The following is a 13,746-nucleotide window of genomic DNA, read 5'->3' on the forward strand; positions in this document are numbered from 1 at the left end:
GAATAACGATATGAAAAATGCCATCCAAGGCGCTCAAATGCTGTTCGTCGCATTTGGTGCCCTCGTTCTTGTGCCATTGTTAACTGGCCTCGACCCAAGTGTTGCCCTGTTCGGCGCTGGTATCGGTACTCTTCTTTTCCAATTTGTTACTCGCCGCACCGTTCCAATCTTCCTTGCCTCATCTTTCGCTTTCATTGCTCCTATTCTTTATGGTGTTCAAACATGGGGCATTCCTGCGACCATGGGTGGTTTGATGGCTGCAGGCTTCGTCTATGTGGCGATGGGAGCATTAATCAAAGTGCGTGGTGTGGAGATTATTCATAAGCTGTTGCCACCCGTCGTGGTTGGTCCGGTAATTATGGTAATCGGCCTTGGTTTAGCTCCGGTCGCGGTCAACATGGCTTTGGGTAAAGTCGATGGCGCACAAGTGATTGATGCTGATGCGTCGCTGGTTATCTCTGTCGCATCACTGCTTACGACCATCGTACTGAGCGTGTTTGCAAAAGGCTTTTTGAAACTGACGCCAATTCTTGGCGGTATTGTTGTGGGTTACTGCCTAAGTTTGGGCTACGGCATCGTTGATTTTACTCCAGTAAAAGAAGCAGCATGGTTTGCTCTACCAAACTTCACCATGCCTGAGTTCAACATCAACGCGATTCTATTTATGATTCCGGTCGCAATCGCGCCAGCGGTAGAACATGTGGGCGATATGTTGGCTATTTCGAACGTGACGGGTAAAAACTACATCAAGAAACCAGGCTTACATCGCACTATTACCGGTGACGGTGTGGCGACCATTGCCGCTTCTATGGTCGGTGCACCGCCAAATACCACTTACTCAGAAGTTACTGGTGCCGTCATGCTGACGAAAGCATTCAACCCAGTGATTATGACTTGGGCTGCGGTTACTGCCATCGTCCTGGCTTTGGTAGGTAAACTTGGTGCGATACTGCAAACCATTCCAATGCCGGTCATGGGCGGCATTATGATTTTGCTGTTTGGTTCCATTGCGACGGTGGGTTTAAATACTCTGATCAAAAACAATGTTGACCTACACAAATCTCGCAACCTAGTGATTGTTGCGATCACGCTTGTATTTGGCATTGGCGGCATGGCATTTGGTATTGGTGAGTTTAGTCTACAAGGTGTGAGCCTATGTGGCATCGTGGCGATTATGCTCAACCTTATCCTGCCAAAAGAACTTGGCGAAAACCACGTTGTTGATAACGCCCAAATGGAAGAAGAAGCGAAATAGTTTCTCTTTGTTTAATAGCAAAAAGGGTTGGCACTACGCCAACCCTTTTTTAATCCAGACACAACTCGCAAAACTGAGCCCGAGTGAGCGCCGCTAAATCTTTTGGGGCCAATTCGATTTCTAACCCGCGCTTGCCCGCACTGACGCACATGGTTTCTAACGCTTCTGCGCTATTGTGGATAAACGTTGGCAAGGCTTTCTTCTGCCCAAGTGGGCTAATTCCTCCCACCACATAGCCGGTCGTTTTCTGGGCAATATCAGGGTTCGCCATTTCCGCTTTTTTCGCTTTTGCTGCTTTGGCTGCCTGCTTTAGGTTCAACTTCTGGGCAACTGGAATGATCGCAACCGCTAGGTTTTTTGCATCACCATTTACGCTAAACAACAAAGTTTTAAAGACTTTCGCGGGATCTTGACCTAACACTTCCGCCGCTTCTAACCCATAACTGTCAGCACGCGGGTCATGTTCATACTGATGGATAACATGAGGAACTTTTTTCTTCTTAGCGAGATTAATAGCAGGAGTCATACTCCCTCCCAAATTAGCAACAAAAAACGCCACTCAACTGAGTGGCGTTTTAGCTTAATGAGATTTATAAGTTGGAGTCAACTTACTTGTATACCATCTCACCTGATGGAGCGTATTTGTTTACGTCAACTGGGCTGTTTGCTTCTAGGTACTCTTTTAGTACTTCAGCATCTACGAAGCCAGTGTTCACGTGACCTGGGTGACCTGTTAGTTTAGGGTAACCGTCACCACCCGCTGCGTTGTAGCTTGGCACTGTGAAGCGGTAAGTTTCGTCTAGGCGAAGCTGTTTACCACCGATGAATACGTTAGAGACTTCACCGTTTGCCACTGTCATAGAGATACCTGCAAACTGAGCGTATGCACCAGAGTCAACTGGCTTAGTTGCAACAACGTTTAGGTAGTCAAGTACTTCTTGGCCAGACATATCTGTGTAAGTCAGGATGTTCGCAAATGGCTGTACCGTTAGAACGTCTTTGTATGTTACGTCACCCGCTTCAATCGAATCACGTACACCACCAGAGTTCATCACTGCGAAGTCTGCTTTTGCACGCTCCATGTGAGCCGTTGCGATTAAACGGCCTAGGTTAGTTTGCTGGAAGCGAACCACGTTACGGTCACCTTCAAGCTTGCCATTGGTTTCTGCAATCTTAACGTTAAGCTGCGCTTGACCTTGCTCTTGGTATGGACGTAGGAATTCTAGCAGAGCTTCATCTTGCTTGATTTCATCTTCGATTAGCACGCGTTGGCTCTTACCATCAACCTTGATTTTCTTCTTAAGGTTCACAGGGATAAGATCGTAGCTCACCATTTCTAGCTCGCCATTACGGAATTCGTAATCAGCACGGCCTACGTATTTACCCCATTCGTGAGCCTGAACGATATAAGTGCCGTTTTGTACATCTGGCTTACACTCGTCAGAAGGCTTGAAGTTTTTCTTAACAATGTTAGGCGCTTCCATACATACTGGCTCTTGAGAGTGACCACCAACGATCATATCTAGAGAACCTTCGTCTAGGTAACGAGCTAGCGCAACATCACCAGGTGCATTCACACCACGATTACCATCTTCGTAGTGACCCATGTGCGTCACAGCAAAGATAAGATCAGGTTTTTCAGTCTTCTCAAGTTCAGCGATCAGCTTTTTCGCTTCTTCTTTAGGGTCACGGAACTCGATGCCACCAATGAATTCTGGGTTACCGATTTTTTGCGTGTCTTCTGTCGTTAGACCGATAACCGCAACTTTGATGCCTTGTAGGTCAAACATTTCGTAAGGCTGGAACATGCGCTCGCCAGTCTTCTTGTCGTAAATGTTTGCAGAAAGCATTGGGAAGTTAGCCCACTCAATCTGTTTTTCTAGAACGTCTAGAGGATTATCGAACTCGTGGTTACCCAGTGCCATTGCATCGTAACCAATTTTGCTCATACCTTTAAAATCTGGTTCAGCGTCTTGTAGATCTGACTCAGGTACGCCAGTGTTGATATCACCACCCGATAGTAGTAGCGAGCTACCACCTTCTGCAGCAATTTCAGCGCGCAGCTGATCAATTAGCGTTTTACGTGCAGCCATGCCGTACCCATGCCGTACTCGCCGTATTTGTTCTGCCAGAAACGACCGTGGTGATCGTTCGTGTGAAGAACGGTTAGCTTATAGGTTTTGTCTGCTTCCCACTCATGCTGTGGTGCCGTTGCACAACCAGCTAGAGTTGCCAGGATTGCTGCGCTAATTGCGCTTTTTACGATCAGGCCTTGCTTCATTGTCATACCTTTTGAACTTTTTTGGGGATTTCCACTGCTTTTTCTTACTGCTCTTAATGAATAGACTCGCTCGGTGAAAATGCACCGCAAGAGCAATAAAACTTGAACTAGTTTAAATTAACCAAAATTACCTAACAGCGAGTTTTCATATTTATGTCGTATTGATCACCTAAATAAACGTTTAAATGTGTAACAAACCGCCAAGTTTGCACTTCATTTATCAAACGATCACAAGCAAACGTTTGGGTGTGAAGTACGCTCTAGACCTTGCATTTGAGACAGTGAGCGTTTACTCAACAAAGAACGAAAACATGCCCCTTAAAAACCAAAAAAGTTGGCACTTGGCCAACTTTTTTTCTTGAACAATAAATGTACTGTTACTTAATTTCGATATGGTCAAAACCTTTGATCAAATCATCAAGTGCTTTCATCTGTGACAAGAACGGTTCTAGCTTGTCGAGAGGAAGCGCTGAAGGGCCGTCACAACGTGCTTGATCTGGATTTGGATGCGCTTCAATGAACAGACCTGCAATTCCTGTTGCCAGACCCGCTTTCGCAAGCTCAACCGTTTGTTCACGACGACCGCCTGATGCCGCACCCGATGGGTCACGCATCTGTAGCGAGTGAGTCACGTCAAAGATAATTGGGCTACCGTTTGATGTTTTTTTCATCACACCAAAACCAAGCATATCAACCACAAGGTTGTCGTAACCATGACATGAGCCACGCTCACACAAAATAATGTTGTCATTGCCACACTCGCTGAACTTATCAACGATGTTACCAACTTGACCTGGGCTCATAAACTGAGGCTTCTTAACGTTGATAACGGCACCAGTCTTAGCCATTGCTTCAACCAAGTCCGTTTGGCGTGCCAAAAATGCAGGCAGCTGAATCACATCGACAACGTCCGCAACTGGCTGAGCTTGCGCTTCGGTATGAACATCTGTGATGATTTTTACGCCGAAGGTATCTTTCAATTCTTGGAAGATTTTCATGCCCTCTTCCAAACCTGGACCACGGTATGAATGGACAGAGCTGCGGTTTGCTTTGTCGAAAGAAGCCTTGAACACGTATGGAATGCCCAGTTTCTCGGTCACTTTTACGTAGTGCTCACAGATCTGCATTGCAAGGTCGCGAGACTCAAGCACGTTCATACCAGCAAATAGGGTGAAAGGTTTGTCGTTTGCAACAGGGATATCACCAACGTGAACGATTTTCTGTTCCATTTTCTTCTCTCTTAAATTTTGATTCTATTCATTGTGAATAGACTTAGTGTAAGACAACCTGAGTCGAACTCATGGCGTTTACTTGATTCTTTAGCAATTCGGATGCTGGGTCATCTGGGCATTGATCAATAAAATATTGATAATCGGTCAATGCTATTTGATGGCAATCTAGCTGTTGGTAGATAAAACCGCGATCGCGAATCTCATATGGGTCATCGGGGACAAACGTCAGGGCTAAATCCGTGCACCTTAGAGCCAACGTATAGCGTTGCTCACGCAACAGCGCACTTTTCAGTAGAGCCAACCAACGACCAATCACCGTCGGATTGTCTGTTTCTTTCAAATGACTCGGTTTGAGTTTCGCCAATGGGCCGCTGTGACCAATCAACCAAGCACCAAGCGTATGTTCAGAAACGTATTCACCGTTAAATGGATTGATGTATTGGGAAGTCTCATCGAACCAATCAATCTTGATTAAAAACTGGGTCGGAAACGTGATGCCTTTCACCGGAAAGCCAAGTTTACGCCCAAAGTAAAGCAGAAGCGCGCCTAAGCTAACTGGGATACCTTTACGGCGTTCAAGTACTTTATCAATGAAGCCGTTTGAAGAGTCAAAATAGGCATCTTGGTCGCCCTGAAATCCCCACTCATGGTAGAAGAGTCGCAATAACGCATCAAATCTCTGCCGCTCATTGGTCTCATGAGCTAATGAAAGCTCTGCTTCTTGCAGTAGTCTATGCAACTCATTCTCAGCCCAATGCACGTCGGTAGCGGGGTTCACGGCTTTATTCAATGCCAATGCACCTTCTACAAGTTCCATTGCGTCAAAGTCTTCGTCAAACAACTCAAGCATTAATGACTACCTAAAAGTATTAACCAAACAGAATAGGCGTTTTAGTGATGGCAATTTTACCGGCCATCGCTAACCACCCCAAAGCACCAAAGAAAGAAAACGTTCGTAGGAGTTTGTTTTTACCAAGCTTTAGTGCAAAAAAGCCAAGTGCAATGTACGCAAGCACACAGGTGATCTTTTCCGTTAACCAAGGGGCAGCGGCAGTAAACGGAATAAAACCGGTAACCACAATTAGGTAGATACCTGAAATTAATAAAAACGTATCATTGATATGAGGGAAAACTTTAAAAAACTTTTTGTCGAGCAATTTGGAATTTGCCATCATCAACGCATATCTTACCGATAATAAAGTCGCACTTAGAGCGACGGTCAGAAGATGAAAATGCTTTAATCCTTCGTACATGTTGTTTCTCTTATTTCTTTTTCGGCCACAATCCGATGGTTACTCGGTCGTTGTTACCGTAATCCTTGAATGTTTCCACCTGGTCATAACCAAGCGATGCTAATAGATCTCGAACGGCGATTCCCTGATCATAGCCATGTTCAAACATCAGCCAACCGCCCGGCTGTAAATGAGACCGGGCAACCTCAGAGATGTATTTGATATCGGCTAATCCGTTGTCCTCTGCCACCAGCGCGCTCAACGGTTCGAATCGAACATCACCTTGGGAAAGGTGAGGGTCACTTTTCTCAATATAAGGTGGATTCGATACGATCAAAGCAAACTGCGTACCAGATTCAATCGGGTCAAACCAACTACCTGAACGAAACTCACAGTTTGGAATATTGAGCTTCTTAGCGTTGGATGAGGCAAGCTGCCGAGCGTCTTCTTTTAAATCAACGCCCCACACCCTGCGATTAGGTAACTCAGAAGCCAAAGCTAAAGCTATTGCCCCTGTGCCTGTCCCCAAATCAAGGATGTCCCCTTCACTGTCGGACGCTTTATCCAGCGCAATCTCAACCAGTCTTTCCGTGTCGGGACGCGGAATTAACGTGCTGGGTGCCACATCAAGCGGCAACGACCAAAATTCGCGCTCTCCCACGATATAGGCGACAGGCTCACCGCCAAGACGACGTTCCAACAATGAAGCAAACTGCGCAAGTTGTTCTGCGTCTAGAAGTTTGTCGGGCCAGGTGAGTAAAAAGGAGCGTGGTTTGTCGAGGGCATGGCAAAGTAGCACCGCAGCGTCAAGAGAGGGCGAATCACTGCCGCTCTCTTGAAGCCTAACAACGGCGTTTTTTAGTGTGTTTTCAACACTGTGTTCCGTCGACATCGATCAGTTGTTCTCTGCAAGCGCCGCTAGTTGATCCGCTTGGTGCTCTTGGATAACAGGGTCGACCAAACTTGCCAGATCACCTTCCATTACTTCGTTAAGACGGTAGATAGTCAGGTTGATGCGATGGTCTGAAACACGGCCTTGTGGGTAGTTATAGGTACGAATACGGTCACTACGGTCACCCGAGCCTAGTAGGTTACGACGCGTGTCCGACTCTTCCGCCGCACGTTTCGCTTCTTCCGCCTGAATGATACGTGCAGCAAGGACCGCCATCGCTTTCGCTTTGTTCTTATGCTGTGAACGCTCATCCTGACACTCAACCACAGTACCGGTTGGCAAGTGAGTAATACGGATTGCTGAGTCAGTGGTGTTAACGTGCTGACCACCTGCGCCAGACGCACGGAATGTGTCGATCTTAAGATCAGCCGCTTTGATTTCTGGAATTTCCGCTTCTGGAATTTCCGCCATCACAGCAACGGTACACGCAGAGGTATGAACACGGCCTTGAGATTCAGTAGCCGGAACACGCTGTACTCGGTGGCCGCCTGACTCAAACTTAAGCACGCCGTAAGCACCATCACCAGATACTTTCGCGATCATCTCTTTGTAACCGCCGTGTTCTGATTCGTTTGAAGACATCACTTCCACGCGCCAACCTTGTTTTTCAGCGAACTTGCTGTACATGCGGAACAGGTCACCTGCAAAGATGCCCGCTTCATCACCGCCTGCACCCGCACGAATCTCTAGGAAACAGTTGCGGTCATCGTTTGGATCTTTCGGTAGTAGAAGAATTTGAAGTTCGTCGGTCAAGCGTTCGATGGTTTCTTTCGCTTCTTTGATCTCTTCTTGCGCCATTTCGCGCATCTCTTCATCGTCTTCTTTCGCCATCTCTTCAGCGGCAACAAGATCCTCTTGAGCTTGTTGGTAAGCTTGGAAACACTTAGTCACTTCCTCTAGCTGAGAGTACTCTTTTGACAAGGCGCGGAATTTATCTTGGTCGCCGATAATATCGGGATCACCAAGCAGGTGTTGAACTTCTTCGTAACGTTCAACCAGTGTTTCTAGCTTAGTTAGAATCGAGGCTTTCATAGTTTTATTTAACTCAGGTTCGTAATGAATAGTCTTGGGGAGATTATCAATCTTCCAGACCTAAACTTTGTCTAATGATAGCGAGCTTTGCTGGCTCGCCGCGCTCTGCTGCGCTTTGCAACGCACGTGTAGGTGCGTGAATGAGCTTGTTGGTGAGCTTATTGCTCAGCTCCAGAAGGACCTTCTCTGGATCAGCTCCGGCAGCAAGAGACTGAATACTTTTGTTTAATAGCTCAGTTCGAATGTCGTTGGCGCTGCGGCGATAATCGCGAATACTATCGACCGCTTGTAATGAACGAAGCCACGACATAAACGCCGCGCTCTCTTCACTAACTATCGCCTCCGCTTGAATGGCTTCGACTTTGCGTTGTTCGATGTTGTTGTCGACGATCGATTGCAGATCATCAACGGTATACAGATAGGCGTCGTTTAACTCCCCCACCTGTGACTCGATATCACGTGGGACCGCGATATCGACCAATAACATCGGTTGGTAACGGCGAGATTTAAGCGCGCTCTCCACCATACCTTTACCAATGATAGGCAATGGACTCGCGGTTGAACTGATGACAATATCCGCTTGAGGCAAAAACTCGGGAATGTCTGGCAACCCTATAATCTGCGCACCAAACTCTTCGGCAAGCGGCATCGCGCGCTCCTTGGTTCGGTTGGCGACGATCATTTTTCGACAGCCATTGGCTGACAAATGCTTAGCAACAAGCTCGATCGTCTCACCAGCACCGACAAGCAACACGGTAGAATCTTCCAGCGACTCAAAAATGTGTTTTGCTAGCGTACAAGCGGCATAAGCAACTGATACCGCATTGCCACCAATGTCAGTCTCTGTACGAACACGTTTTGCTACTGAGAATGTCTTTTGGAACAACTTCTCCATCGCAGAGTCAACGGCTTTGCCATCACGCGCGTCTGAATAGGCTTGTTTAACTTGGCCAAGAATCTGCGGTTCACCAAGAACCAGAGAATCCAATCCACATGAGACACGCATCAGATGGCGAATCGCCGCTTGCTCTTCATGCGTATAAATACTCGGCTTCAATGCTTCTGGGCTGACCTCATGGAACTGAGACAGCCAGTCGATGAGCTTACTCTTTCCCGCACCTTTGACATCGCAATAAATCTCAGTGCGGTTACAGGTCGATAAAATGACACTGCCGTTCACTGCAGGGTTTTCACTGAGCTGTTTAAGTGCTTCAGGTAACTTCTCCGGCCCAAAAGCAACTTTTTCACGCAGTTCTACCGAGGCCGTGTTGTGATTGATACCTATAGCAAGCAAAGACATGTATCGCGAGTTCTCTGAATCAGATGTGGACAAATAAGGACGGAATTTTACTTGATGGCCCAATTTAATTAAAGGGTATTAGGGATATGTTTTCATTAGTTCGTGATTTCAGTGATATAGTGGCGCCCAACGCAAGGCTTAAATTGGACAAAAGACCCGCATGATGACGAAATTTCGCCCTCTTTGGATTTGTTTGCTGAGCGCTGTCGTATTATCCGGCTGTGCCAGTATTGAAACCAGCAGTACCAATGTTGAATGGCAAACTCACCAGCAACGACTCGCAGCCATCGAACAGTACCAATCCAGTGGGAAACTGGGCTATATCTCTCCAGAGCAACGTCAATCGCTCAATTTTCAATGGCAACACGCCGCTCAATCCAGCCAATTGCGATTGACCACCTTCCTTGGTCAAACAGCCTTAAACTTAAAAATTACGCCCTCTGGTGCGTTTGTCGAAACCTACGATGATCAGAGTTTTTCCTCTCCGAGTGCAGAAGCCTTGATCTATCAACTGACTGGCTTAACGCTTCCTGTTGAGCAATTAAATGATTGGCTTTTGGGCAAACCCACCGCGGCAGACCACTACCAACTCAGCGACACCAACACCGTGTTATCACTGACGAAAAAAATCAACGGCCAACAATGGCAGCTTTCTTACTTAAACTATCGTGATGTACAAGTAGATGGCGTTCCATTGCCACTGCCACAAAAACTCAAACTGACTCAAAATGACACCTCGATCAATATTGTGATATCTAAGTGGAAAATAAACGAATGATCACGGAAACGACACATTGGCCTTCACCGGCTAAATTGAATCTTTTTCTCTACATCACCGGCCGCCGTGAGAATGGCTACCACGAATTGCAGACTCTATTTCAGTTTCTCGACCATGGTGACAGCTTAAGCATCACTGCAAACTCCAGCGGCGAAATCACATTGACACCTGGTATTCCAGGGGTTGCTTTAGAAGATAACCTCATTTGGAAAGCCGCTCGGGCACTGCAAGAAGCTGCCGATTGTACATTTGGTGCGGATATTCAATTAAATAAAATCTTACCGATGGGCGGTGGTATCGGTGGAGGCTCTTCCAACGCAGCAACCGTGCTCGTCGCACTGAACCATTTGTGGAAAACCGGATTGTCCGATGACGAACTGGCGAGCATCGGACTTCACCTCGGAGCCGATGTCCCTGTATTTGTGCGCGGCTTTGCCGCCTTTGCTGAGGGAGTTGGTGAGCAACTGACTCAAGCCTCTCCGAGCGAGAAATGGTACTTGGTCGTGAGGCCAAATGTGAGCATTGCAACCGTAGACATATTTACTCATCCGAAATTGACTCGAAATACACAGAAACGAGACCTGACAACGCTTCTTAACCATGATTACGGAAACGATTGCGAAAAAATTGTTCGAATGCTGTACCAAGAGGTTGATAAGCAACTTTCATGGCTGCTACAATACGCGCCGTCAAGATTGACGGGGACCGGATCGTGCGTTTTTGCTGAATTTTCCAGCGAAAACGAAGCGAAAGCCATCTACCAAAAACTTCCTGACAACGTCTCTGCTTTCGTAGCTAAAGGGCGAAACATCTCCCCTCTACATGAGACGCTGGCTAAGTACCGCTTGGCCCACACACAATCTATCTAAAAACTGGACGCAACCCTGAGGTTTCCACCGTGCCTGATATGAAGCTATTTGCTGGTAACGCTACACCTGAACTAGCCCAACGTATTGCTGATCGTCTATACATCTCTCTTGGTGATGCAACTGTTTCTCGTTTTTCTGACGGCGAAGTCGCTGTACAAATCAACGAAAACGTTCGTGGTAGTGATGTTTTCATCATCCAATCAACGTGTGCACCAACTAACGACAACCTAATGGAACTTGTAGTGATGATTGACGCAATGCGCCGCGCTTCAGCGGGCCGTATTACAGCAGTTATCCCTTATTTTGGATACGCTCGTCAAGACCGTCGCGTACGCTCTGCTCGTGTACCAATCACTGCTAAAGTTGTTGCAGATTTCCTTTCAAACGTTGGCGTTGACCGCGTTCTAACTATCGACCTTCACGCAGAACAAATCCAAGGCTTCTTCGATGTTCCTGTAGACAACATCTTCGGTACACCTGTACTACTTGAAGATATGCAGGCTCGCGGCCTAGAGAACCCGGTTGTGGTTTCTCCAGACCTTGGTGGTGTTGTTCGTGCTCGCGCAACAGCAAAAGCACTTGGTGATATCGATATCGCAATCGTTGACAAGCGTCGTCCACGCGCAAACGTCTCTGAAGTTATGAACCTCATCGGTGACGTTGAAGGACGTGATTGTGTCATCGTTGATGACATGATCGATACAGGTGGCACACTATGTAAGGCGGCAGAAGCGCTAAAAGAGCGCGGAGCTAAACGAGTGTTTGCTTACGCGACTCACGCTGTTTTCTCAGGCAACGCAGCGCAAAACATTGGCAACTCTGTTCTTGACCAAGTGATCGTAACCGATTCAATCACGCTACCAAAAGAGATGGAAGCAACAGGTAAAGTCACTTGCCTAAGCCTATCTCGCATGCTGGCAGAAGCGATCCGTCGTATCAGCAACGAAGAGTCAATCTCTGCGATGTTCAACTAATTTAGTTCAAGTTAGTCAAACATTTAAAAACACCCCTCTTTGGGGTGTTTTTTATTTGCCGCAATGAAAGTATCCGTATCTCGCCCGATGAGAGATATCTGTGCTATCATACGGCGCTTTTTGAGATTCCAAGAGAGATCCTAACCTTGAGTCAACAGATCAAACTTCTTGTCGGCCTGGCAAATCCAGGGCCAGAATACGCTAGAACCCGCCATAATGCAGGGGCTTGGGTAGTAGAAGAACTGGCGCGCGTCCACAACATTACTCTAAAGAATGAAGCAAAGTTTTTTGGGCTAACGGGACGCATCATGATGAACGGTCAGGACCTTCGCCTGCTTATCCCAACCACGTTTATGAACCTTTCTGGAAAATCGATCGCAGCCATCGCGAAGTTTTACCAAATCAAACCAGAAGAGATCATGGTTGCCCACGATGAGCTGGATTTACCTCCTGGTGTTGCTAAATTCAAGAAAGGCGGTGGTCACGGTGGTCACAACGGCCTTCGCGATACCATAAGTAAACTTGGCAATTGCAAAGATTTTTATCGTTTAAGGATTGGTATCGGCCATCCTGGACACAAAGATAAAGTAGCAGGTTTTGTGTTAGGTAAAGCACCTGCGAAAGAACAAGAGCTTCTTGATGCGGCCGCTGACGAATCCGTCCGTTGCCTCGACATCCTAATTAAGGATGGCTTATCAAAAGCACAAAATCGTCTACACACGTTCAAAGCTGAATAAGGTTATTATCATGGGTTTTAAATGTGGCATCGTTGGTCTACCAAACGTTGGTAAATCAACTCTGTTCAACGCACTAACTAAAGCGGGCATCGAAGCAGCTAACTTCCCGTTCTGTACTATCGAGCCAAACACTGGTGTTGTGCCTGTGCCAGATCTCCGTCTGGACGCGCTAGCGAAAATCGTTAACCCACAAAAAATTCTACCAACAACAATGGAATTCGTTGACATTGCTGGTCTGGTAGCGGGTGCATCTCGCGGTGAAGGCCTAGGGAACAAGTTCCTAGCAAACATCCGTGAAACAGACGCGATTGGTCACGTTGTTCGTTGTTTTGAAAACGAAAACATCGTCCACGTTGCTGGTAAAGTTTCGCCAATCGAAGACATCGAGGTTATCAACCTAGAGCTTGCAATGGCCGACCTAGACTCTTGTGAGCGCGCCATTCAGCGTAATGCAAAGAAAGCAAAAGGTGGCGATAAAGACGCCAAGTTTGAACTGACGGTGTTGGAGAAACTGCTCCCTGTATTAACAGAAGGCGGCATGGCTCGTACGGTTGAACTAGCGAAAGAAGAGCAGGCGGCGATTGGTTACCTAAACTTCCTAACGCTGAAACCAACTATGTACATCGCAAACGTGAATGAAGATGGTTTTGAAAACAACCCTTACCTAGATGCTGTGCGCGAATACGCAGAAAAAGAAAACAACGTGGTTGTAGCAGTTTGTGCTGCAATCGAATCTGAGCTGTCTGAACTCGATGATGAAGACCGTGAAGAATTCTTGGCGGATATGGGGATTGAAGAACCAGGCCTAAACCGAGTAATCCGCTCAGGTTACGATCTGCTTACTCTTCAAACTTACTTCACTGCGGGTGTAAAAGAAGTACGTGCATGGACGATCCCAGTAGGCGCGACAGCACCACAAGCGGCGGGTAAGATCCACACAGACTTTGAAAAAGGCTTCATTCGTGCGGAAGTTGTTGGCTACGATGACTTTATCCAGTTTAACGGTGAAAGCGGCGCGAAAGACGCAGGTAAATGGCGTTTGGAAGGTAAAGAATACATCGTAAAAGACGGTGATGTGATTCACTTCCGTTTCAACGTATAATA

Annotated in this window: 13 protein-coding genes and 1 pseudogene; 6 read left to right on the plus strand and 8 right to left on the minus strand. The window is 46.9% G+C overall.

The genetic code is table 11. The features are described from left to right. Nucleotides 1–10 precede the first annotated feature (10 nt). The gene (locus U9J37_RS07230; protein WP_005476368.1) at nucleotides 11–1,255 is read left to right on the plus strand and encodes a uracil-xanthine permease family protein; all 1,245 of its coding nucleotides are present in this window, start codon (nucleotides 11–13) and stop codon (nucleotides 1,253–1,255) included. A gap of 49 nt (nucleotides 1,256–1,304) precedes the next feature. Here the strand turns inward: U9J37_RS07230 and ybaK are convergent, their stop codons facing one another. From ybaK to hemA, 8 genes and pseudogenes are all read right to left on the minus strand, one after another. After that, on the minus strand, nucleotides 1,305–1,781 hold the full coding sequence (ybaK, locus tag U9J37_RS07235) for a Cys-tRNA(Pro) deacylase (protein ID WP_005476383.1): 477 nt from the start codon (nucleotides 1,779–1,781) through the stop codon (nucleotides 1,305–1,307). An 82-nt stretch (nucleotides 1,782–1,863) separates the two neighbouring features. After that, nucleotides 1,864–3,536: pseudogene (gene ushA, locus U9J37_RS07240) on the minus strand (bifunctional UDP-sugar hydrolase/5'-nucleotidase UshA). Between the two features lie 377 nt (nucleotides 3,537–3,913). Beyond that, nucleotides 3,914–4,765: a 3-deoxy-8-phosphooctulonate synthase gene (gene kdsA / locus U9J37_RS07245; RefSeq protein WP_322413387.1), complete on the minus strand. Its 852-nt coding sequence runs from the start codon at nucleotides 4,763–4,765 to the stop codon at nucleotides 3,914–3,916. Between the two features lie 43 nt (nucleotides 4,766–4,808). Beyond that, complete coding sequence (locus U9J37_RS07250) at nucleotides 4,809–5,618, minus strand: SirB1 family protein (RefSeq protein ID WP_005476357.1); 810 nt, start codon at nucleotides 5,616–5,618, stop codon at nucleotides 4,809–4,811. A gap of 19 nt (nucleotides 5,619–5,637) precedes the next feature. Further along, the gene (locus tag U9J37_RS07255; protein WP_038133797.1) at nucleotides 5,638–6,021 is read right to left on the minus strand and encodes a SirB2 family protein; all 384 of its coding nucleotides are present in this window, start codon (nucleotides 6,019–6,021) and stop codon (nucleotides 5,638–5,640) included. Nucleotides 6,022–6,031: 10 nt separating this feature from the next. Further along, nucleotides 6,032–6,892 carry a peptide chain release factor N(5)-glutamine methyltransferase gene (gene prmC, locus U9J37_RS07260; RefSeq protein WP_005476370.1) on the minus strand — a complete coding sequence of 287 codons (861 nt, stop codon included), beginning with the start codon at nucleotides 6,890–6,892 and terminating at the stop codon, nucleotides 6,032–6,034. 3 nt (nucleotides 6,893–6,895) lie between these two features. Further along, the gene (prfA, locus tag U9J37_RS07265) at nucleotides 6,896–7,984 is read right to left on the minus strand and encodes a peptide chain release factor 1 (RefSeq protein WP_005476361.1); all 1,089 of its coding nucleotides are present in this window, start codon (nucleotides 7,982–7,984) and stop codon (nucleotides 6,896–6,898) included. Nucleotides 7,985–8,030: 46 nt separating this feature from the next. After that, on the minus strand, nucleotides 8,031–9,284 hold the full coding sequence (hemA, locus tag U9J37_RS07270; protein WP_322413390.1) for a glutamyl-tRNA reductase: 1,254 nt from the start codon (nucleotides 9,282–9,284) through the stop codon (nucleotides 8,031–8,033). Between the two features lie 160 nt (nucleotides 9,285–9,444). Between hemA and lolB the strand changes: the two genes are divergently transcribed. The 5 genes from lolB to ychF all read left to right on the plus strand — a co-directional run bounded on the left by lolB (nucleotide 9,445) and on the right by ychF (nucleotide 13,744). Beyond that, complete coding sequence (lolB, locus tag U9J37_RS07275) at nucleotides 9,445–10,062, plus strand: lipoprotein insertase outer membrane protein LolB (protein ID WP_038193280.1); 618 nt, start codon at nucleotides 9,445–9,447, stop codon at nucleotides 10,060–10,062. Further along, nucleotides 10,059–10,931 carry a 4-(cytidine 5'-diphospho)-2-C-methyl-D-erythritol kinase gene (gene ispE / locus U9J37_RS07280; protein WP_322413393.1) on the plus strand — a complete coding sequence of 291 codons (873 nt, stop codon included), beginning with the start codon at nucleotides 10,059–10,061 and terminating at the stop codon, nucleotides 10,929–10,931. The genes lolB and ispE overlap by 4 nt, the downstream gene beginning before the upstream one ends. A 29-nt stretch (nucleotides 10,932–10,960) precedes the next feature. Beyond that, complete coding sequence (locus U9J37_RS07285) at nucleotides 10,961–11,905, plus strand: ribose-phosphate pyrophosphokinase (RefSeq protein ID WP_038133791.1); 945 nt, start codon at nucleotides 10,961–10,963, stop codon at nucleotides 11,903–11,905. Nucleotides 11,906–12,051: 146 nt separating this feature from the next. Then, nucleotides 12,052–12,642, plus strand: a complete 591-nt coding sequence (pth, locus tag U9J37_RS07290) for an aminoacyl-tRNA hydrolase (RefSeq protein ID WP_038133790.1) — start codon at nucleotides 12,052–12,054, stop codon at nucleotides 12,640–12,642. Nucleotides 12,643–12,652: 10 nt separating this feature from the next. Then, nucleotides 12,653–13,744: a redox-regulated ATPase YchF gene (gene ychF, locus U9J37_RS07295; protein WP_322413398.1), complete on the plus strand. Its 1,092-nt coding sequence runs from the start codon at nucleotides 12,653–12,655 to the stop codon at nucleotides 13,742–13,744. The last annotated feature ends 2 nt before the right edge of the window (nucleotides 13,745–13,746 follow it).

Origin of the sequence: Vibrio sp. 16 (genome assembly GCF_963681195.1) — a bacterium.
In the GTDB taxonomy this organism is placed as follows: domain Bacteria; phylum Pseudomonadota; class Gammaproteobacteria; order Enterobacterales; family Vibrionaceae; genus Vibrio; species Vibrio sinaloensis_D.